19 protein-coding genes, 1 tRNA gene and 1 pseudogene are annotated in these 19,180 nt (G+C 63.8%); 10 read left to right on the forward strand and 11 right to left on the reverse strand.

The window, feature by feature from the left end; all coding sequences use genetic code 11:
• Positions 1–14: 14 nt before the first annotated feature.
• Positions 15–90: transfer RNA gene (locus CQ12_RS08625), tRNA-Ala, on the reverse strand.
• 195 nt (positions 91–285) lie between these two features.
• On the opposite strand from CQ12_RS08625, the gene CQ12_RS08630 reads away from it, so the two are divergent.
• The 3 genes from CQ12_RS08630 to folD are packed head-to-tail and all read left to right on the forward strand — an operon-like array spanning position 286 to position 1,824.
• Positions 286–576, forward strand: a complete 291-nt coding sequence (locus CQ12_RS08630; RefSeq protein WP_057834887.1) for a YggT family protein — start codon at positions 286–288, stop codon at positions 574–576.
• A gap of 32 nt (positions 577–608) precedes the next feature.
• Positions 609–938, forward strand: coding sequence for a DUF167 domain-containing protein (locus tag CQ12_RS08635; RefSeq protein ID WP_057834888.1), 330 nt, complete (start codon positions 609–611; stop codon positions 936–938).
• A 1-nt stretch (position 939) separates the two neighbouring features.
• Positions 940–1,824, forward strand: a complete 885-nt coding sequence (gene folD, locus CQ12_RS08640; RefSeq protein ID WP_057834889.1) for a bifunctional methylenetetrahydrofolate dehydrogenase/methenyltetrahydrofolate cyclohydrolase FolD — start codon at positions 940–942, stop codon at positions 1,822–1,824.
• A 45-nt stretch (positions 1,825–1,869) separates the two neighbouring features.
• Here folD and CQ12_RS08645 read toward each other — a convergent pair whose 3' ends face one another.
• The 3 genes from CQ12_RS08645 to CQ12_RS08655 form a co-directional block, all read right to left on the reverse strand.
• Positions 1,870–3,342: a M20 family peptidase gene (locus CQ12_RS08645; protein WP_057834890.1), complete on the reverse strand. Its 1,473-nt coding sequence runs from the start codon at positions 3,340–3,342 to the stop codon at positions 1,870–1,872.
• Between the two features lie 181 nt (positions 3,343–3,523).
• Entirely contained in the window at positions 3,524–4,054 is a 531-nt protein-coding gene (gene ppa / locus CQ12_RS08650) for an inorganic diphosphatase (protein ID WP_057834891.1), read from the reverse strand.
• Between the two features lie 164 nt (positions 4,055–4,218).
• Positions 4,219–4,728 (reverse strand): GNAT family N-acetyltransferase, encoded by a 510-nt coding sequence (locus CQ12_RS08655; RefSeq protein WP_057834892.1) that lies wholly within the window; start codon positions 4,726–4,728, stop codon positions 4,219–4,221.
• 289 nt (positions 4,729–5,017) lie between these two features.
• On the opposite strand from CQ12_RS08655, the gene CQ12_RS08660 reads away from it, so the two are divergent.
• From CQ12_RS08660 to CQ12_RS08675, 4 genes are read left to right on the forward strand one after another with little or no spacing between them, the layout of a single operon-like run.
• A complete protein-coding gene (locus CQ12_RS08660) occupies positions 5,018–5,917 on the forward strand; it encodes an alpha/beta hydrolase family protein (RefSeq protein WP_057834893.1) in 900 nt (299 codons plus the stop codon).
• Entirely contained in the window at positions 5,914–6,381 is a 468-nt protein-coding gene (locus tag CQ12_RS08665) for a DUF2269 family protein (RefSeq protein WP_057834894.1), read from the forward strand. Before CQ12_RS08660 ends, CQ12_RS08665 begins: the two co-directional genes overlap by 4 nt.
• A 6-nt stretch (positions 6,382–6,387) precedes the next feature.
• Positions 6,388–7,707, forward strand: coding sequence for an SDR family oxidoreductase (locus CQ12_RS08670; RefSeq protein ID WP_057834895.1), 1,320 nt, complete (start codon positions 6,388–6,390; stop codon positions 7,705–7,707).
• Entirely contained in the window at positions 7,704–8,111 is a 408-nt protein-coding gene (locus CQ12_RS08675) for a thiol-disulfide oxidoreductase DCC family protein (protein ID WP_057834896.1), read from the forward strand. The genes CQ12_RS08670 and CQ12_RS08675 overlap by 4 nt, the downstream gene beginning before the upstream one ends.
• 105 nt (positions 8,112–8,216) lie before the next feature.
• Here CQ12_RS08675 and CQ12_RS08680 read toward each other — a convergent pair whose 3' ends face one another.
• The 3 genes from CQ12_RS08680 to CQ12_RS08690 all read right to left on the reverse strand — a co-directional run bounded on the left by CQ12_RS08680 (position 8,217) and on the right by CQ12_RS08690 (position 12,542).
• Positions 8,217–9,476: a flavin monoamine oxidase family protein gene (locus tag CQ12_RS08680; protein WP_057834897.1), complete on the reverse strand. Its 1,260-nt coding sequence runs from the start codon at positions 9,474–9,476 to the stop codon at positions 8,217–8,219.
• 225 nt (positions 9,477–9,701) lie between these two features.
• A complete protein-coding gene (gene typA, locus CQ12_RS08685; protein ID WP_057834898.1) occupies positions 9,702–11,528 on the reverse strand; it encodes a translational GTPase TypA in 1,827 nt (608 codons plus the stop codon).
• A gap of 258 nt (positions 11,529–11,786) precedes the next feature.
• A complete protein-coding gene (locus CQ12_RS08690; RefSeq protein ID WP_057834899.1) occupies positions 11,787–12,542 on the reverse strand; it encodes a Crp/Fnr family transcriptional regulator in 756 nt (251 codons plus the stop codon).
• Positions 12,543–12,737: 195 nt separating this feature from the next.
• Between CQ12_RS08690 and CQ12_RS08695 the strand changes: the two genes are divergently transcribed.
• On the forward strand, positions 12,738–13,118 hold the full coding sequence (locus CQ12_RS08695; protein ID WP_057834900.1) for a response regulator: 381 nt from the start codon (positions 12,738–12,740) through the stop codon (positions 13,116–13,118).
• Positions 13,119–13,130: 12 nt separating this feature from the next.
• On the opposite strand, the gene CQ12_RS08700 is transcribed toward CQ12_RS08695, so the two are convergent.
• Together CQ12_RS08700 and CQ12_RS08705 are read right to left on the reverse strand one after the other, a co-directional pair.
• Positions 13,131–14,690, reverse strand: a complete 1,560-nt coding sequence (locus CQ12_RS08700; RefSeq protein ID WP_057834901.1) for an alkaline phosphatase D family protein — start codon at positions 14,688–14,690, stop codon at positions 13,131–13,133.
• A gap of 91 nt (positions 14,691–14,781) precedes the next feature.
• Complete coding sequence (locus CQ12_RS08705) at positions 14,782–16,176, reverse strand: TAXI family TRAP transporter solute-binding subunit (RefSeq protein WP_057834902.1); 1,395 nt, start codon at positions 16,174–16,176, stop codon at positions 14,782–14,784.
• A gap of 243 nt (positions 16,177–16,419) precedes the next feature.
• On the opposite strand from CQ12_RS08705, the gene CQ12_RS08710 reads away from it, so the two are divergent.
• Positions 16,420–16,728 carry a 4a-hydroxytetrahydrobiopterin dehydratase gene (locus tag CQ12_RS08710; protein ID WP_347337420.1) on the forward strand — a complete coding sequence of 103 codons (309 nt, stop codon included), beginning with the start codon at positions 16,420–16,422 and terminating at the stop codon, positions 16,726–16,728.
• 107 nt (positions 16,729–16,835) lie between these two features.
• On the forward strand, positions 16,836–17,222 hold the full coding sequence (locus CQ12_RS08715) for a YkvA family protein (RefSeq protein WP_057834907.1): 387 nt from the start codon (positions 16,836–16,838) through the stop codon (positions 17,220–17,222).
• Between the two features lie 21 nt (positions 17,223–17,243).
• Here the strand turns inward: CQ12_RS08715 and CQ12_RS08720 are convergent, their stop codons facing one another.
• Positions 17,244–18,422 (reverse strand): TAXI family TRAP transporter solute-binding subunit, encoded by a 1,179-nt coding sequence (locus tag CQ12_RS08720; protein ID WP_057834904.1) that lies wholly within the window; start codon positions 18,420–18,422, stop codon positions 17,244–17,246.
• A 147-nt stretch (positions 18,423–18,569) separates the two neighbouring features.
• A pseudogene (locus CQ12_RS44935) lies at positions 18,570–19,180 on the reverse strand (hypothetical protein); the annotation flags it as partial.

Consider the following 19,180-nt stretch of genomic DNA (forward strand, 5'->3'; position numbering starts at 1 on the left):
AAGCAAGCGAAGGCTGGTGGAGCCAGGCGGGATCGAACCGCCGACCTCGTCATTGCGAACGACGCGCTCTCCCAGCTGAGCTATGGCCCCGTCGCGACTGCCTCAAGGTGACCCGAAGCAGCCGACAATCGGCGTCATTTACAGTCCGGCCCAAGGTCAAGTCAAGAACGGTGCAAGAAACTTGAAACGGCCGATTTTGGCGTCAATTTGCCGGGAACTTCCCTTGTTTGTGGGGGGATGAACCGATATCTAGCTGAATATCCCCTCCTCGCGAGCCCCCTCCACATGCGCGCTATCCTGGAAGTCATCCTTATTGTCTTGGATCTCTACATCTGGCTGCTGATCGCTTCGGCGATTCTGTCGTGGTTGATCGCTTTCAATGTCGTCAACACCCGCAACCAGTTCGTGGCGGCGGTGGCCGAGTTCCTGTACCGGATCACCGAGCCGGCGCTGGCCCCGATCCGCAGGTTCATGCCCAATCTGGGCGGGCTCGACATCTCGCCGATCATCCTGATCCTGCTCATCATCCTCGTTCAGAAACTGCTCGCCTACAACGTGATGCCCTTAGTCGTTTAGCGCGCTGATGGAGCCCTGATGGATCACTCTTGATGGATCCCTGGCGCTATTCCAGCGCGGGCATCAGCATCTCGCTGCGGGTGACCCCGCGTGGCGGCCGCGACGATATCGACGGCATCGAGACGCTCGCCAACGGGCGCAGTGTGGTCAAGGTACGGGTCCGCGCCATCGCCGAGGGCGGCGAGGCCAACCGTGCGGTGACCGAATTGCTGGCGAAGGCGCTCGGGGTGCCGAAGGCGAGGGTGAAAATTCTGTCAGGCGTCACCTCGCGCCTCAAGCAGGTCGCCATCGACGGCGATCCCAAAATTCTCGGCGAAACGCTGCGGAAGGCTGCCTGCGAAAAACCGAAGACGAAGGATTGAGATGACGGCACGCACTATCGATGGAAAGGTCATTGCCGCGGAGCTTCGCGCCCGCGTCGCGGAAGAGGTCGCGCGGGTCAAGCGCGAGCATCAGCTGACGCCGGGCCTCGCCGTGGTGCTGGTCGGCAATGATCCCGCCAGCGAGGTCTATGTCCGCAGCAAGCACACGCAGACCCAGGCCGCCGGCATGGCCTCGTTCGAGCACAAGCTGCCCGCCGATGTCGCCCAGGCCGATCTGCTGGCGCTGATCGCAAAACTCAACGGCGATCCCGCGGTGCATGGCATTCTTGTGCAATTGCCGCTGCCGAAATCGATCCACACCGAGACCATCATCAATGCGATCGATCCGGCCAAGGATGTCGATGGCCTGCATCCGAACAATGCGGGACGGCTGGCCGGCGGTTTTGCCGCGCTGTCGCCCTGCACGCCGCTCGGCTGCATCATTTTGACCAAGAGCGTGCATGCCTCGCTGGAAGGCATGAACGCGATCGTCATCGGCCGCTCCAACCTGGTCGGCCGCCCGCTGGTGCAATTGCTGCTCAATGAAAACGCGACGGTAACGATCGCGCATTCGCGCTCAAAGGACCTGCCGCAACTTTGCGCCCGCGCCGATCTGGTCTATGCCGCCGTCGGCAAGCCGGAGATGGTACGCGCCGGCTGGATCAAGCCCGGCGCCACCGTGATCGATGTCGGCATCAACCGCATGCCGCTGCCCGACGGCAAGACCCGGCTGGTCGGCGACGTCGCGTTCAAGGAAGTGGCCGAAGTGGCAGGCGCGATCACGCCGGTGCCCGGCGGCGTCGGCCAGATGACGGTGGCGTGCCTGTTGGTGAACACGCTGCGCGCGGCGTGCGCGATTAGCGGCTTGGCGAAGCCCGGGGTGTGAGTTCTTCTCCTTCTCCCCGCAAGAGCGGGGCGAGGGAGTTACACCTCACCCCGCCGCGTTCTCGATCAGGCGCCGATAGAACCTAATCATGTCGGCATAGCCGTCGATCGGGAGGCGTTCGTTGGTGCCGTGGAAGCGCTTCAAATCATCCGAGTTGGCGCGCACCGGCGAGAAGCGGAAAATCTTGTCGGTAATTCCTGCGTAGTGCCGCGAGTCAGTGGCCGCGACCATCAGGCCGGGCGCGACGATCACGTCCGGATAGACTTCCCGGATGGTGCGGTTGAGCATCTGGAACGACGGGCTTGCCGTCGGCGTCACCGGCGGCGGGTCGGTATTGCCGGGAAACGGCTTGATGGAAATCCGGTCGTTGGCGATCGTGTGGCGCACATGCTCGGTCACGCTCGCTTGCGTGTCGCCGGGGATCAGGCGGAAATTGACGGTGGCCTCGGCATTGCCGGGCAGTACGTTGTCCTTGTCGCCGGCGTTGAAGATCGTCAGGGCGGTGGTGGTGCGCACCGTCGCCTCGGTCGGCCCGCTCTTTTCGAATTCGCGCAGCAGCAGCGGCTTGAACAGCCAGAGATTTGACAGCACCACGCGGTTGAAGCCGGACATCTCGGGCGCCAGCGTGTCGAACATCTCTGCGACCGTGCCGCGGATCTGCATCGGCAGACGGTGGTCTTCGAGCCGCGCCAGCGCCGCGCTCATCATGCCGATCGCAGTATCGCGCGGCGGCATCGACGAGTGGCCGGGTGTCGCATGCGCATTCAGCACCAGCGTGACATAGCCTTTTTCCGCGACGCCGATCAGCGCCGCCGGCTTGTCGAGCCCTTTCACGATGCTCTCGGTGATCAAAAGGCCCTCGTCGATCACGAAGTCGAGCCGGACGCCGCGCGAGGCAAGCAGTGCCGCGATCGATTTGGCGCCTGCGGTACCCGCGGTTTCCTCGTCATGGCCGAAGGCGAAATAAATCGTTCGCTTGGGGCGGAAGCCGGCCTTGGCCATGGCTTCGGTCGCTTCCAGCATGGAATAGAGATTGCCCTTGTCATCCCAGGAGCCGCGGCCCCAGATGAATCCATCCGCGATCACGCCGTCAAAGGGCGGCTGCTGCCAGTCCTTCTCGGTGCCTGGCGCGACCGGCACGACGTCCTGATGGGCGAGGAAGGCGATCGGCTGCGCCTTCGGGTCCGAGCCTTCCCACGTGTAGAGCAGGCTGTAATTGCCGACGATTTCGCGCCTGGCCGCGGCATGGAAGGCCGGAAAGCTCTTTTCGATATGCGCGTGCATGCCACGCAGCGCGTCGGCGTTCTGGTCGGGTTGTTCGTAGCTGGAAATGGTGCGGAAGCGGATGGCTTCGGCGAGCCGGGCCGCTGCGGCCTGCGCATCGACGGGCACGCGCGGCACGGCGGCGACCTGAAGCTGGCGCGAGCCGTGGGTAAAAGTGTTGAAGGCGACGACGCCGGCGAGGATCAGGATCGCTGCGACCACGAGCAGCAGGATGTTACGGAGTGCCCGGCGCATGATAGCCCCACTATCTCGTCATGCCCGACCCTGTGCCGGGCATCCACGTCTTAACAGAATAGCAGCGCCGAAGACGTGGATGGCCGGGATAGGCGGAGCGGCAGCGACGCCGTCCTACCGGACGGCTATGCTCGGCCATGACGATGAAAAAGAACGGCCCATTCGTTCTAAGTGGCGCCGCCTACTTCTTCTTCGCGCGCTCGATGCCTTCCAGGATCAGCCGGTGGGCGTCGTTGGCGTCGCACCAGCGCAGCACCTTCACCCACTTGCCCTTTTCGAGATCCTTGTAGTGCTCGAAGAAGTGCTGGATCTGCTGCAGCGTGATATCGGGGAGGTCGCTGTAGTTGCGAACCTTGTCGTAGCGCTGGGTCAGTTTCGAGGACGGCACCGCGATGATTTTCTCGTCGCCGCCGGCCTCGTCTTCCATCAGCAGTACACCGACCGGGCGCACGCTCATCACCGCGCCCGGCGCGATCGCGCGGGTATTGGCGACCAGCACGTCGCAGGGGTCACCGTCACCCGACAGCGTGTGCGGGATGAAGCCGTAATTGCCGGGATAGCGCATCGCCGTATAGAGGAAGCGATCGACCACCAGCGTGCCGGCTTCCTTGTCCATTTCATACTTGATCGGCTCGCCGCCCACCGGCACCTCGATGATGACGTTGACGTCGTGGGGCGGATTTACTCCGATCGGGATGGCGTCAATGCGCATTAGGAACTCCGCTTGGCGTTAAAATGGCGCCCGGAATCAGGCGCGCGTCAGGGTCCCTTTAGACCCGCAGCGGAGCAGGGAAAAGGCTGAATTCGAGCATGATCCGGAAAAGTGGGTACCGGTTTTCCGCAAAGATCATGCTCAAAACACAAAGGGATTGAACTTCAGTTGGTCCAGGCGAAGGCGACTTTGTCGAGCGATTTGGGCCCGAACTTCTCCGAGGAGCGGGCCACCATGCGGCCGCCGAGCGCGCGGTAAAACTCCGTCGCCGGATCGTTGTCCGACAGCGCCCAGATCACCATGCTCTTCAGCCCGCTCTGCATCAGGTCGCGCCGGGCGGCGGTGAACAGGCGGCGGCCGAAGCCGAGGCCCTGGAATTCCGGCCGCAGATAGAGCTCGTAAATCTCGCCTTCGAAATGCAGGCTGCGGGCGCGGTTGCGACCGTAATTGGCATAGCCCGCGACCTTGTCGCCGAACACCAGCACGCTGACGCGGCTGCCCTTGCGGATCGCGCTGTCCCACCATTGCGGGCCGCGGCGGTTGATGAGCTTTTCGAGCTCGGCGCCAGGAATGATGCCCTGATAGGCGGACCGCCAGGCTTCATCATGGGTAGCCGCAACCGCGGCTGCGTCTGCAGCCTTGGCGGGTCGAACCTCGATCAGGGTTGTGCTCATGAGCTAATCAAAGCAAGTCGGCGGGCCGTCTTCAAGGTCCATCGTTAATTATGGGTTAACCTGTGGATTTTGTGCATCAGTTTTGGTGTCGTATGTATCGAAAGAGGACAAGGGTGCTGTCCCAACTGGTATTCCCTGATGCGACGGAGGCGAAAGGGTTGTCGGAAGCATCCAGCCCAACGCCTCCGCGACTTTCGTTCACGGAAAAATGCGCTGGATTTGATTCGGCGGCGGTATTCTGTTGGTGACATTCGCCATACGCCCTCCTTCGGCTGCATCAGGCCAGTTCATGCATCCGCTAAATCTGCTTTTTGCGCTGGTTCTCGTTGCCGCGCTCGGTGTTAACGCCGCATCCGCGCAGCCCGGCCCTGGCGCGCAGGGGGCAGAAGGCGAGCCGAATCGCCGGCAGCAATGGCTGGTGCCTGCGCCTGATCCGGTCACGGCCGCGCATGCGGTGCTGTTCAGGCCGTCAGGCGCGGGGCCGTTTCCGCTTGTCCTGATCGCGCATGCCTCCACCCAGAACGTGTTGCGACGGGCGCAAATGCCGCAACCCGAATACCGCGCGCTCGCCGCCTGGCTTGTGGCGCGCGGTTTTGCGGTGCTGGTCCCCGAACGTCCCGGCCATGGTGCGACGGGCGGCAAATACATCGAGGATCAGGGCGGCTGCGACGAGGCCGATTATGCGAAGGCCGGCCGCGCCACGGCGGATGCGATCGCCGCTGCAGCGGGATTCATGCGCAGGCAACCCTTCATTCGCCCCGAGGGCATGGTCGTGATCGGCCATTCGGCCGGCGCCTGGGGGGCCTTGGCGCTGGCGGGCGAAGATCCGAAGACCATTTCCGCCATCGTCGCATTCGCGCCCGGGCGCGGCGGGCATGCCAATGATCTCCCCAACCGGGTCTGCGCGCCGCATACGCTGACCGCGGCGGCGGGCGAGTTCGGCAGGGCTGCGCGGGTGAAGGTGACCTGGCTGGTGGCCGCCAATGACAGCTATTTCTCGCCGGCGTTGTCGCGCCAGCTGGCCGATGCGTTTCGCGGCGCCGGCGGCAAGGTCGACTTTCACGTGCTGCTGGCCCATGGCAGCGAGGGCCACTGGCTCGTGGAAACCGATCACGGCGTCAAGCTCGCCGCAGGCGAACTCGATCGCGCCTTGAAGGCGCGGTCGCCAAATCAGGCGAAGAAGCGATGACGCTGTATTTCCTGGTCAAATATCTGCATGTGATCGGCGCCATCGTCATCCTCGGCACCGGCGCCGGCATCGCGTTCTTCATGCTGATGGCGCATCGCAGCCGGGACGCGGCGTTCATCGCGCGCACGGCGGAGACCGTCGTGATCGCCGACATGCTGTTCACGCTCACGGCGGTGCTGCTGCAGCCGGTGAGTGGCGCCGTGCTGATGTGGCTGTCCTCCACCGCATGGAGCGAGCGCTGGCTGATGGCCTCGCTCGGGCTCTATGCGGTCGCGGGGCTGTTCTGGGTGCCTGTTATCTTCATGCAGATCGAAATGCGCGACCTCGCGCGCAAGGCTGCGGAGCAAAACCTGGAGTTGCCGTCGCGTTATTTCGCACTTTTCCACCGCTGGTTTTGGTTCGGGATTCCCGGATTCGGCTCGGTCATGGCTATTCTCTGGCTGATGATCGCCAAACCGCTTTAGACAGGCATGAACGCCGACATCCGAAAAATCCTCGTGCTCGGCGCTTCCGGCCTGATCGGCCGCTTCGTCACCGACGATCTGCGCGCGCGGGGATTTCGCGTGGTCGGCGTTGCCCGCAAACTGGCGGCTTCGCAGAAGGACGACGCGCTCGATCTCGAACTGCCGATCATGTCGATGGATGCGGAGGCGCTGGCACGGCTCTTCCGCGATCACGGCATCGGTGTCGTCGTCAATTGCGTCGGCGTGCTGCAGGACAGTCCCGGCAGCGACACGGCCACCGTGCATCGCGAATTCGTCGCGCGGCTGTTGCAGGCGATCCGCGAATGCCGCCACACGATCCGCCTGGTGCACATCTCGATTCCCGGCGCGACCGAGAGCGACCGAACCGCCTTCAGCACCACCAAGCGCGAGGCCGAACGGTTGATCGCCGAATCCGGCATCCCGTACGCGATCCTGCGGCCGGGCTTCGTGGTGGCCTTGGCCGCCTATGGCGGCAGCGCCATGCTGCGTTCGCTCGCCGCGCTGCCGATCGATCTTCCGCCCGCCGAACGGCTCACGCCGTTTCAGCCGGTCGCCATGGAGGACATCGCCGCGACGATTGCGTGGCTGGCCGAGCGCGATCCCGGCGAGGTGAACGCCGTGACATGGGACCTGATGCAGGCGCAGCCGGTCACGCTCGGCGACGTGATCGATCAATTCCGCGAGGTGTTCGGCACCATCAGGTGGCGGCGCTTTGCGATGCCGGCGTTCCTGCTCGACCTTGGCGCCAGGCTCGGCGATCTCTCGAGCCTGCTCGGCTGGGTGCCGCCGATGTGCACCACGGCGATCGCGGAGCTGCGCCGCGGCGTCAGCGGCAGCCCTGCGGACTGGATCACCGCCACCGGTATCATACCGAAGACGATCGGGCAGATGGCCGGAAGCCGCGTGGCGACCATTCAGGACAAATGGTTTGCCCGGCTGTTCCCGATCAAGGCGCTTGTCATCGCCAGCCTCGTGCTGTTCTGGGTGGTCTCCGGCTTCATTGCGCTCGTGATCTCCTATGATGCGGCGGCCGGAATCCTGCGCAGCCACGGCTTTCCATCATGGCTTGTCGACCCCATGACCATCGGCACCAGCCTGATGGACATGAGCATCGGCGTGCTGATCGCATTCCGCCGCACCGCGGCGTTTGGCCTGATCGCGGGTATAATTGCATCGCTCGGCTATATGATCGGCGCCGCAATCCTGACGCCGGATCTCTGGATCGAGCCGCTCGGTGCGCTGGTGAAGACGGGGCCTGCGGTCGTGCTGATGCTGGTGGCGCTCGTGACACTGGATAATCGATGAGCAAGTGGCCCGACGATGACGTGATCCTCTACGACGGCGTCTGCGTGTTCTGTTCACGCTGGGTCCGCTTCGTCGCGACACGCGACGTCGCGCGCAGGTTTCGCTTCACCGCGATCCAGTCGGCGTATGGCACAAGGCTGGCGCAGGCGTTCGGTATCGATCCCAATGATCCCGACACCAATGCTGTCGTCCACGGCGGCATCGCGTATTTCAAATCCGATGCGGCGCTGACGGTGCTGAGTGCGCTACCGGGATGGCGATGGACGCGCGGGTTCTTTGCGGTGCCAAAACCGCTGCGCGACGCGGTCTACAGCCTGGTCGCGAAGAATCGCTATCGGATCTTCGGGAAGTATGAAGAATGCTTCGTGCCGGATGCGGATATGCGGGCGAGGGTGATGGAGTAGGTCGCCTCAACCGTCATTGCGAGCGAAGCGAAGCAATCCATGTCACAGCAAGCTCCGAAATGGATTGCTTCGTCGCTTCGCTCCTCGCAATGACGGTGAGGGGCCTCAATACTTGATCTGCGAAGCTGTCACCTCCTCCGCCGCCCGCTCCCCACTGTCCCGCGCCCCATGTGCGGTCGTGAAAAACTCCGGCGAAGTCGCCTCTCCCGCAAAGAACAGCCGGCCGTCGACGGGCGCCGCCAGCACCGCCCGATCCCCCGCATGTCCCGGCAGCGCGTGCGAGTAGGAGCCGCGGGCGAAGGGGTCGTGGGCCCAGCGCGATTCGGCGAGCGGCTTCAGCTTGCGGCGGAAATCGTTGCCGAGGAACGAGACGATCTCGTCGATGCTTGCTACGGCAAGCGCGCCATCGCCGGCATCTTCCAGCGATTGCGCGTAACGGCCGCCGAAGAAGCCTTCGATGCAGGGCTGGCCGAACGGGCGGATGTGATAGGTGCCCATCGCGGTGCGCATGGTGGCGCCGCGCAGATTGCCCTCGACCGGCAGCGCCTCCGGCTCGTCCAGCGCCAGCGTCACCTTGTCGGCGAGGCCGAGCGGCAGGCCACGGGCGGCGTCGACTTTCGCCGGCAACGGAGGATGAAAGCGGATCGCCTCGTCGGCGATCAGATTGGTCGGGACGGTGACGATCACCTTGTCCGCGATCAGCGTGCCCTGCGAGGTCTCGATGCGAACGCGCTTGCCTGCATGATCGATCAGCGTCACCGCGCAATTGAGCGCGACCTGGCATGTCGCGCCGTAGGCTGCAACGAGGGCACCGTAGCCGCGGCGGACGCGCCAGTTGATATCGGTATCCTCATAGGCGTCCATGTCGAGAATGGAGACCTGATCGAGCTCGCAGCCGTTCACATAGGTCGAGATCGCGTCGATCATCGGATTCCAGCGATTGCCGGCTTCCAGATAAAGACTGGCGGCGGCGTCGCGGCCGCTCTTCTCGGCTTCCGCCGCGGCTTGCTCAGCGCGGTCATAGAACGCGTTCAGTGCGCGGATGAAGTCGTCGCGGTCCTCCTGCGGGAATGCCTTGCCGTGGGCGCGCTCGCGCCAGGGCGGCAGCGATCTGTTGATCTCGAAGCCGAGCTGTTCGGCGATCTTGACGAAAGAGTTTTCGTCCGCCGAATGCAGCCAGCCGCAGCCGACATCGAAGGTGACGTCGGGCGAGGCCATGATGGTGTGGGCGCGGCCGCCGACGCGGTCACGCGCTTCCAGCACGAGGACGGAGAGGCCGGAATTCTTCAGTGCATTCGCGGCACCGAGGCCGGCGGCGCCGGCGCCGATGATGGCGACATCGACTGAGGAGGGGAGGGACGTCATAAGCAAGGCTGTAGCACGTTCGTGGCGCCTGCAGCCACCCCGGGCACAACTGTCGTCACCCGCCTTGTGCGCAATTGCGCACTGGGGCGGGTGACCCAGTATTCCAGAGACATTTGAGCTGAAGCGAGAGGCCGCGGCGTACTGGATCCCCCGCCGGAGCCTGTCATCGGGCGCGCATTCACGCGACCCGGTGGCGGGGGACGACGACCAGAAAAGCGGGGCGGGTTACGCCACCGCCTCCTTGGCCTTTTCCGCACGCTTGCGGTCGTTGGCGTCGAGGAATTTCTTGCGCAGGCGGATCGACTTCGGGGTCACTTCGACCAGCTCGTCGTCTTCGATATAGGCCAGCGCCTTTTCCAGCGTCATCCGGATCGGGGGCGTCAGGCGCACCGCTTCGTCCTTGGAGGTGGTGCGGATGTTGGTGAGCTGCTTGCCCTTGAGCACGTTGATCTCGAGGTCGTTGTCGCGCGTGTGCTCGCCGACGATCATGCCCTTGTAGACCTTCCAGCCGGGCTCGATCATCATCGGGCCGCGGTCTTCCAGCTTGAACATCGCGTAGGCCACCGCTTCGCCCTGATCGTTCGAGATCAGCACGCCGTTGCGGCGGCCCTGGATGTCGCCCTTGTAGTTGTTATAGCCGTGGAACAGGCGGTTCATGATCGCGGTGCCGCGGGTATCGGTGAGGAGTTCGCCCTGATAGCCGATCAGGCCGCGGGTCGGCGCGTAGAACACCAGCCGCAGGCGGTTGCCGCCGGAGGGGCGCATCTCGATCATCTCGGCCTTGCGCTCGCTCATCTTCTGCACGACGACGCCGGAGTGCTCCTCGTCGACGTCGATCACGACTTCCTCGATCGGCTCCTGCCACTGGCCGGTGGCCTCGTCCTTCTGCAGCACGACGCGCGGACGCGACACGGACAGCTCAAAGCCTTCGCGGCGCATGGTCTCGATCAGGATCGCGAGCTGCAATTCGCCGCGGCCCGACACTTCCATGGAATCCTTGTCGGCGGCCTCGACCACGCGCAGCGCGACATTGCCTTCGGCCTCGCGCAGCAGGCGGTCGCGGATCATGCGGCTCGTCACCTTGTCGCCTTCGGTGCCGGCGAGCGGGGAGTTGTTGACGATGAACGACATCGACACCGTCGGCGGATCGATCGGCTGCGCCTGCAGCGGCGTCTCGACCGTCGGATCGCAGAACGTGTCGGCGACGGTGCCCTTGGTCAGGCCCGCGATGGCGACGATGTCGCCGGCTTCAGCTTCATCCAGCGGGGTGCGCTCGATGCCGCGGAAGGCCAGAATCTTGGTGATGCGACCCTGTTCGATGGTCTTACCGTCGGCGCCGAGCACCTTCACCTGCTGGTTCGGCTTGATCGAACCTGAGCTGATGCGGCCGGTGATGATGCGGCCGAGATAGGGGTTGGCTTCGAGGATGGTACCGATCATCCGGAACGGACCTTCCTCGACGCTCGGCGGCGCGACATGGCGCACGATCAGGTCGAACAGCGGCTGCATGCCGGCATCGTGGGAGCCGTCCGGGCTGTCGGCCATCCAGCCCTGCTTGGCCGACCCGTAGAGAATCGGGAAATCGAGCTGCTCCTCGCTGGCGTCGAGCGCGGCGAACAGGTCGAACACCTCGTTGATGACTTCGGTCGGGCGCGCGTCGGGGCGGTCGACCTTGTTGATGACAACGATCGGCTTCAGCCCGACCTTGAGCGCCTTCGAGACCACGAACTTGGTCTGCGGCAGCGGGCCTTCGGCGGCGTCGACCAGCACCAGCGCGCCATCCACCATGTTCAGGATGCGCTCGACCTCGCCGCCGAAATCGGCGTGGCCGGGGGTGTCGACGATGTTGATGCGGGTGTCCTTCCACTGCACGGAAGCGGCTTTCGCCAGAATGGTGATGCCGCGCTCGCGCTCCAGGTCGTTGGAGTCCATCGCGCGCTCGGTCACCTTCTGGTTCTCGCGATAGGTGCCGGATTGCTGCAGCAGGCGGTCGACGAGGGTGGTCTTGCCGTGGTCGACGTGGGCGATGATGGCGACGTTACGAAGGTTCATGGCTCTTCTTCTGGTCGTGCAAATGGTGGAAGCGCGATCTCACCGGAAAACCGGGACCCACTTTTCCGGATCGCGCTCGAAACCTGGGATGCGAACGGGGCCCTGGCCTCAAACCCGGCCCCAAAAAGGAAGCCCGGCCAAAAGGACCGGGCACACCTTACGCGTTGCGGCGCAATATATTCAGAAAACGCCAAAAAACAATGGTTTGTTTGGTATTTGGTTAGCCGATTTTGGACCTGATCTGGATTTGGCGCGGGCCTAATTGTCCTGCTCGGGGTCGGGGTATACCCCCCGCAAAACCTCGTCAAAATGGCCTTTCACGGCCTCGTTGCAGCGGCAGGACCGGTTCCGCAGCACGTCCGGGTTGCGGATCAGGATCGAGCCGCGCCTTGTCTCCAGCGTGCCTTCCGCCTTGAAGGTCTGGATCACCCGGCTGGTGTAGGAGCGGCCGACCCCCAGCAGCGTCGCCAGTTGCTCATGTGTCAGCGGCACGGCGTCCTCGCCATCGGTGCGTTCCATCGCCGAAATGATCCATTTCGCCGTGCGTTGCTCGATCGAATGGATCGCATTGCAGGCGGTGGACTGGAAGATTTGCGCCAGCATGCAGTCCGCATAGCGCGCGAAGATGTTGCTCAGCGAGCGCGACTTCGATTTTGCCGCATCGAGCTTTCTGACCGGAAGGCGCACGAACGGCCCGGCGAACTTGACCGTGATGCGGGTATAGGCCGGCAGATGGCCCTGGCTGACGATGCCGCCGACGGCACCCTCGCGGCCGATCAGGATGGTTTCGACGTCGCGGCCATCCTCGCTTGCGACCATGTAGGACACGAGGCTGGGGCCGCAGGGGAAATGCACCGTCTCGACATTGTCGCCGGGACTGTAGAGCAGGTCGTTCGGATGGTTGTCGGCCGCGACGAGATGCGGTTCGATCAACGCGAAATCAGCGTCGTTCAAACGGCGCAGCAGATTGTTGAACGGCCGCTCGCTGGCCGTCCCTTTTTGTCGCGTGGGCATGAAAGTTCCTCGTTCTTCCACCGGACAATAATCGGTTTGACGGCATCGATGTGTGCACAAGTGGACAGACGGTAGAACGGACATGTGGTGCTTTCAGTTCCGGAACCGGCAGATGCGCTTTGCAGGCGTCAGTCGCCAGCCCGGGGCTTCGGCCCGGATCCCCCAATCAAATTCGAACGTTGAACTGGCGAGAACATGCACCGCGCCTCCCATGAAGGCATGCCCGGCGACGTACTGGTCGTCGAAGATGATCCGATCATCGCGCTCGACTTCGAAGACACGATTTTGGCTTTTGGCGTGAAGACGGTACGGATCGCTGCCAACGTGGCCAAGGCGCTCGAACTGATCGCGGACCGGCCGCCGGAGTTCGCGCTGCTCGATGTCAGCCTCATCCGCGAGAAGAGCTTTGCGGTGGCCGAACGGCTCGAAGCGCTGAAAATTCCGTTTGCCTTCGTCACCGGCTACGGCGCCGACGCCATGTTGCCGGCGGCGTTCGCGTCGAAGCCGCGCCTGCCCAAGCCCTATTCGACCGATGCGCTTCGAACGCTGCTGATGTATCGCGGCGCGAGGTCATGAGCGATCGGGACGCTAGACCGGCTTGGGGTCGAGCGTCGTCGACCACAGCGCAACGTCGGCGCGGTCGCGCAAGGTCACCGTCATCTGCCCGCTGCTTCCGTCGATCCTGACGTGGCCGAAGAACTGCATGCCGGCCGACGGCGGCAGGTTTTGATTGCCCGGCCCGGGAGCCTTGATGAACTTCACTTCGGGGCCAAAGGTATTGTCGAGGTCGTTCGGGCCGAACGTGCCGGCGTGCAGGGGGCCTGCGACGAACTCCCAGAAGGGGTTGAATTCCTGAAACTGCGCCTTGTCGGGATTGTAGTAATGCGCCGCCGCGTAATGCACATCCGCGGTCAGCCACACGGTGTTGACGACACCTGATGTCTTGATGAAGCGCAGGAGATCGGCGATCTCCAGTTCGCGGCCGCGAGGTGGGCCGTCGCCTTGCGCAACGGCCTCCGAGCCCTTCTTGTTGGGCGCATCGTCATAGACGATGATGCTGAGCGGCATGTCGGACGCGATCACCTTCCAGGTGGTGCGCGAATTCAATAGTCCCCTTTTCAGCCAGGCGAGCTGTTCGGGTCCGAGGAAATAGCTTTCGGGTCCGTAAGTGTCCTGCTGGTTCGGACCATTCGGGCCGCGATAGCTGCGCTCGTCCAGCATGAAAACGTCGAGATGCGGACCGTAGTTCAGCGTGCGATAGACCCGTCCCGGCTCGTTGAGGCTTTCGCGGATCGGATACATTTCGTGGAAGGCGCGCGCTGCGCGGGCCGCAAGCAGCGCGATGTTGCGCTCCTTGTAGGCGGCGGGCAATTCCTTGGACGGTGACCAGTTGTTGACGACTTCGTGGTCGTCCCACTGCACGAACACCGGCACCTCGGCATTGAACGCACGCAGATGCTCGTCCATGAAGTTGTACCGGTGCACGCCGCGAAATTCGTCGAGCGTTTCGGCGACCTTCGACTTCTCGGGCGTCGTCACGTTCTTCCAGACCTTTCCGTCGGGCAGCGTCACCTCGCTCTTGAGCGGCCCGTCGGCATAGATGGTGTCGCCGGAGTGCAGCAGGAAATCCGGTCGATGCTTGCGCATGGTGGCGAAGGTGAGCATGCCACCGTCGTCAGGGTTGATGCCCCAGCCCTGTCCGACAACGTCGCCGCCCCAGACGAAGCTGACGTCGCGACGATCGCCAGGTGCGGTGCGGAAGCGTCCGATCATCGGCTCGCTTTCGACGCCGATATGCGCGAGGTCGCGAAACCTGACGCGGTAGAAAATATCCTGCCCGGCAGGCAGGTTCTCCAGCAGCATCTTTGCGGTGAAGTCGCTTTCGGGCAGTGCCGCGATCGGCGGCAGCCTCCGCGCGTTGGCAAAGGAATCCGAGGTGGCGACCTCGATCAGCATCTGCGAGGGACGGTCGGCGCGCGCCCACACCACGCCGCCATCGGTGCCGATATCGCCGGATTGCACGCCGGAGGTGATGAGCGGCCTGTCGGCGGCGCGGCTGAGATAGGGCATTGCGAGTGCAACTGCGCCGACGCCCGTCGTGGCGAGAAAGCGCCGACGGGAAATCCTGTCCGAAATCCTGAACGTCATACGAGCCCTCGCTACTCCGCGGCCAGAATGCGCGGAAAGTGCCGTGAGGGCTAGACGGAATTGATGACGGTTCGATTACCGGATTGGCACATCAGGCGCTGCTGGCCGCGCGGAACTGCGTGCTCGCGCGCTGCAGGTTTTGCGGAATGCTCATCAACAGCGTCTTGCGGTCGGCCACCGCGTTGTGGAATTGCTCGATCGCGATGTTGAACGCGGTCAGCGTGCCTTCCTCGATCGTGCCGTGCTCGTAGCATTGCAGCGTATCGCGCAGAATGGCGTCCGCTTCCGCCTGCATCTGGTCGAGCTCTTCCATCGAATCGCATTGGCGGGCGGCCGTGAGCATGTCGAGCAGCCGGTCGCGCTGCGGCGTGTTGACGTTGCGCTCGTCCTTCTTGAGATAGCCGGCGAACCAGGCGCCGGCGGAGCCCATCGCCGATAGCGCCATCAGGCTCCACCAGATGTAGTCGCTGTAGCGGTCGAGGAAGGTTTTTTCCTCGCCGTCGACAAAGGCGGCGGCGCCGGGATGCACAGGGATCGTGGCGTCCTTGTCGGTGTCGGGCGTCTCGATCTTGGCGGCCAGCGGAAATTCGTTCTTCAGCGTCTGGCGGATCGCGAACAGCTGCCGCGTGAAGATGGCAATCGTGGATTCCGCAACCCCTCTGCGCGCCGCGATGTGGTGCGAGAAGCTGATGGTCTTGACCTCTTCCTCGGGTCGGCCCGGCGCGCCGCCAAAAGCTCCGGCCGGGATCTCGGCGGCCTCGTAGGCGGGAAAATTCTGCGCAATCGCCTCGGCGGAATCGATCGCGAGGAATTTCGGCGTGCCGCCGTCGCGCACCGATGCGGCGATCGCGTCTGCCGTGATCTTGCTGTTGACCGGCCCGGCCGCGAGATAGGCATCTGCCTTCTGGCTGCGGATGGCCTCCGCAGCCTCGTTGGCAGGGAACTGGACGATCTCGACCTTGGCCGGATCCACGCCATACTGCCGCAGGACCACCTTGAGCAGGTTGACGTTGGCCTGGGTGCGACCGACGACGGCAATGCGGCGTCCGGCGAGCTGGCCGATTTTCGTGACGCCGGCCGCAGCCTTCTTGCCCTTGCTCTTGCCGGCCGACACAACCCACAGCACCACGACGTTCTTGCGCAGCGTCGCCACCGCCTGCGCATTCTTCGGTACGTCGAGGTCGCCCCGGATGATGGCGAGGTCGGCCTTGCCTTCGCCGAGCAGATTGGCGCTGGCAATCGCGCCATCGGTCTGCACCGGACGCAGCCGGACCAGGCTGTTGCGCTGGTTGTTGAAGGCCTGCGCCAGGTTCTGGACCACCTTGAGGTCGTCGCTGGCGGCGGGACCAACGGCGATCCGCAGCGTCACGGGCCGCATGGCAAAGTAATAGCCGGCCGCCAGCGCGCCGACGATGGCGAGCACGCCAGCCAGGGTGACGAATGTCAGCCGTCGTTTCGCGGAGCGGGGCGAGGGCGGGGCCGGCATTGCCTCAGAATGGGGGCCGTCGGTCATCAATCCCTGGGTAATCGTTCGAGGTACAATTCTATGCCGTCGGCACGGTTACGCCGGCATCTTAGCAAATTCCCCCGCCTAACGATTATTACATCTGCGTCATGGTTACCGGCGTCCCCGGACCGGCATATGAACGCATTCGCGGGCCATTTGGGGGCGGGGGATCCCCGACGTGGGCTTCGGTGTTAGGGTGGAGGCTGTCTGAAACGGGAGGCGATCATGGCGGAACGACTGTCGGCGGAGGCGCGCAAATCAGCCCTGGCGGAACTTTCCGGCTGGTCCGAGATATCGGGACGCGAGGCGATCCAGCGCACCTTCACCTTCAGGGATTTCAACGAAGCTTTCGGATTCATGTCCCGCGCCGCCCTGGTAGCCGAGAAGAACGACCATCATCCGGAATGGAAAAACGTCTACAAGACGGTGGAAGTCGTGCTCGCGACCCATGACGCCGGCGGCGTGACCCGGCGCGACATCGACCTGGCGAAGGCCATGAACGCGATCGCAAAGCAACTGGGCGTCGCCTGAGTTGGGTGGCCCGCGATCTTGCGTGGCGGGAGGAACATCCCCAATTCTTCGTTATGTCCGGTCGCGGCGGCGATCTGCCGCGCCGGACTCCTGAGGGGAGCGTCGGGATGGCATCGTCCGATCACAGCATGGGTTTCGAACCGGCCGACCGTCTGGCGCAGGACCAGGAGAGCGTGCGCCGGCGCTTCTGGATCAAGCTCAAGCAGGTGGTGGCGCAGCTTCCCTTCGCCGAAGACCTGCTCGCGGCCTATTACTGCGCGTTCGACAAGGAGACGCCGCGGCATGTGCAGGCGGCGCTGCTCGGCGCCGTCGCCTATTTCATCGTGCCGTTCGATTTCATGCCGGACGTGCTGCCCTTGCTCGGCTTTACCGACGATGCCGCTGTTCTGGCCACCGCCATCCGCATGGTCGCAAGCCACATCACACAGGAGCATCGCGATGCCGCCCGCGCCGCCCTCAAGCGCGGGATCGACACCGTCGAGGCGACGGAATAGCCGTCGCCTCATAAGCGACGGCTATCGCTGCGTCGGCGCAGGACCCTGCGCTCTCGCGCTTCGCTCGGCTTCCCAGGCCTGGAACTGCTTGAACAGGGCTTCCTTGTCCGCATCCGACTTTACGCCGGCTGCGGTGGTCGGGCTCTGTTTCAGGAATTCATCGAACCTGGCGCGCGACACCGCCTCGATATTGCGGGTCTTGAGCCACTGCTCGGCCACCGGAAGGCGCTGCCAGTCCGGCAACGGCGCCGCCAGCGAGACTTCCTTCCACTTCGGATGGAATGGCGGGTTCTGGAACGTCGGAAACTTCGTGAAGAAGGCATCCACGAACTGGGCCAGCTTGCGGTAGCGGTCGGTGTTGGGCGCCCAATTGTAGGCCGCGAGCACCGCAGGCACGGCGATGGTATCTACCTTCCCGCCTTCCGCAATCAGGTTGGGATAATCCTTCGACGTAAGCGTTGCTGGCAGATAGTCGGTCTGCAGCGGCTTTGAATAGTCGACCGGAACCAGATGGAAGCGGTTGTCGTTGAACCCGGCGACGGACTTGTACGGTTTGCCGCCGACGGCAATCACGGCGTCGATCTCGCCGGCCCTCATCTTCTCCATCGCGATGCGTTGTTCGAGATAGAGGAAGTTAGGCTTGATGCCGAGCCGCTCGAACACGATCGCCGCGGTGACGAAGGTGCCGCCGTTGGGAAGGTCGACACTGACCTTCTTGCCATTGAGCTGGCTGATGTTCGTTATCGACTTCGACGCGAGGACGTACATCTCTTCGTTATAGAGCTTGGTCACATAGGTGAACTGCTTCTTGATGTCCTTCGCAAAGCCCTTCTTCTCGAGATAGTCGAGCGTGTCGGCGCGCACGATGCCGAGGTCGACCCCCTGCAGGAACAGGATGTCGGCGACGCTCTGCACCGAACCGCGCCCGACGATGGGGAGTACGCGCAACTTGTTTCCATCGTCGAGCACGGAAGCGAGGTCGGCACCGAATTGCACATAGGTGCCGCCGATCGTTCCGGAAATCAGCGTGACTGTGTTGGCGTTCAGCGCCTGCTTGGTGGCAACCGAACCGAACTGGAAAATGGCCTTCAGGCTTTCGCTTACCTTGGCCGGGTCGTATTCCGTGTCAGCAGCCTTGGCCGCCGTATTGCTGCATGCCACCGTCATGGCAAGCAATGCCATTCCCAGTAAATGTCGCATGGGTTCCTCTATGCGCTGGTCGTGAGTAATTTTCTTCAGTAATTGCCTAAAGCGTGATGACCTTTCTTCGAATCGTCATCCCGCTTTATCTTTTTGCTTGAGCATGATCTTTTCGAAAAACCGCTACACACTTTTCCGGATCATGCTCTATTGCAACTGGCCGAGCCGCCGCTTCGCATCAGCCGACCCGAGCTGGGCGGCCTTCTGGTACCAGACCTTCGCCGCCGCCGGATCGGGCGTGACGCTTCGCAAATCCTGGCTGCCCAGCACTTGCGGATCATAGGTTCCGGCCAGCATCAATGCCGCCTCCGGCTCCTGCGCGTCCGCCGCGCGCTCAAGCAATAGCCGGGCGGAAGTAATATCGCCGATCGCAAGCAGGCCCTTCGCCCGCTTCAGCAGCGCCGTGAGTTCGTCCGGATCGATGCGTCGTGCCGGAGGAGCCGCTTGCGTGACGGGCGGCGGCTCGCGAACCACCGGCGCGACCGCAGCAACAGCCGGGGCCACCGGATTGATCGCAGCAACCACTTCGCGGGACGCTTCGCGCGCCACCGGCTCGGGCGCCGCGACCTTGTTGCCCTTGAGCGCGGTCTGATAGGCGGCTGAGATTTCGTCGCGCGACGGCGAGGCGGATGCCATTGCGTTGGCGGGTGTGCGGCGAGCGGCCGCCATCTCCGCGCCGGCTGGTTCTGCGGCCAGTGGCGGCGCGGCAATGCGCGCCGGTTGCGGTGCCGGCTCCGGTACCGCCGCGGCAAGCTGGG

This window comes from Bradyrhizobium jicamae, assembly GCF_001440395.1.
In the GTDB taxonomy this organism is placed as follows: domain Bacteria; phylum Pseudomonadota; class Alphaproteobacteria; order Rhizobiales; family Xanthobacteraceae; genus Bradyrhizobium; species Bradyrhizobium jicamae.

Excerpts from the sequence above, each read along its gene's own strand:
- CQ12_RS08630 (WP_057834887.1), top strand. The coding sequence starts at position 286 with ATGCGCGCTATCCTGGAAGTCATCCTTATTGTCTTGGATCTCTACATC.
- CQ12_RS08635 (WP_057834888.1), top strand. The coding sequence starts at position 609 with ATGGATCCCTGGCGCTATTCCAGCGCGGGCATCAGCATCTCGCTGCGG.
- folD (WP_057834889.1), top strand. The coding sequence starts at position 940 with ATGACGGCACGCACTATCGATGGAAAGGTCATTGCCGCGGAGCTTCGC.
- CQ12_RS08645 (WP_057834890.1), bottom strand. The coding sequence starts at position 3,342 with ATGCGCCGGGCACTCCGTAACATCCTGCTGCTCGTGGTCGCAGCGATC.
- ppa (WP_057834891.1), bottom strand. The coding sequence starts at position 4,054 with ATGCGCATTGACGCCATCCCGATCGGAGTAAATCCGCCCCACGACGTC.
- CQ12_RS08655 (WP_057834892.1), bottom strand. The coding sequence starts at position 4,728 with ATGAGCACAACCCTGATCGAGGTTCGACCCGCCAAGGCTGCAGACGCA.
- CQ12_RS08660 (WP_057834893.1), top strand. The coding sequence starts at position 5,018 with ATGCATCCGCTAAATCTGCTTTTTGCGCTGGTTCTCGTTGCCGCGCTC.
- CQ12_RS08665 (WP_057834894.1), top strand. The coding sequence starts at position 5,914 with ATGACGCTGTATTTCCTGGTCAAATATCTGCATGTGATCGGCGCCATC.
- CQ12_RS08670 (WP_057834895.1), top strand. The coding sequence starts at position 6,388 with ATGAACGCCGACATCCGAAAAATCCTCGTGCTCGGCGCTTCCGGCCTG.
- CQ12_RS08675 (WP_057834896.1), top strand. The coding sequence starts at position 7,704 with ATGAGCAAGTGGCCCGACGATGACGTGATCCTCTACGACGGCGTCTGC.
- CQ12_RS08680 (WP_057834897.1), bottom strand. The coding sequence starts at position 9,476 with ATGACGTCCCTCCCCTCCTCAGTCGATGTCGCCATCATCGGCGCCGGC.
- typA (WP_057834898.1), bottom strand. The coding sequence starts at position 11,528 with ATGAACCTTCGTAACGTCGCCATCATCGCCCACGTCGACCACGGCAAG.
- CQ12_RS08690 (WP_057834899.1), bottom strand. The coding sequence starts at position 12,542 with ATGCCCACGCGACAAAAAGGGACGGCCAGCGAGCGGCCGTTCAACAAT.
- CQ12_RS08695 (WP_057834900.1), top strand. The coding sequence starts at position 12,738 with ATGCACCGCGCCTCCCATGAAGGCATGCCCGGCGACGTACTGGTCGTC.
- CQ12_RS08700 (WP_057834901.1), bottom strand. The coding sequence starts at position 14,690 with ATGACGTTCAGGATTTCGGACAGGATTTCCCGTCGGCGCTTTCTCGCC.
- CQ12_RS08705 (WP_057834902.1), bottom strand. The coding sequence starts at position 16,176 with ATGCCGGCCCCGCCCTCGCCCCGCTCCGCGAAACGACGGCTGACATTC.
- CQ12_RS08715 (WP_057834907.1), top strand. The coding sequence starts at position 16,836 with ATGGCATCGTCCGATCACAGCATGGGTTTCGAACCGGCCGACCGTCTG.
- CQ12_RS08720 (WP_057834904.1), bottom strand. The coding sequence starts at position 18,422 with ATGCGACATTTACTGGGAATGGCATTGCTTGCCATGACGGTGGCATGC.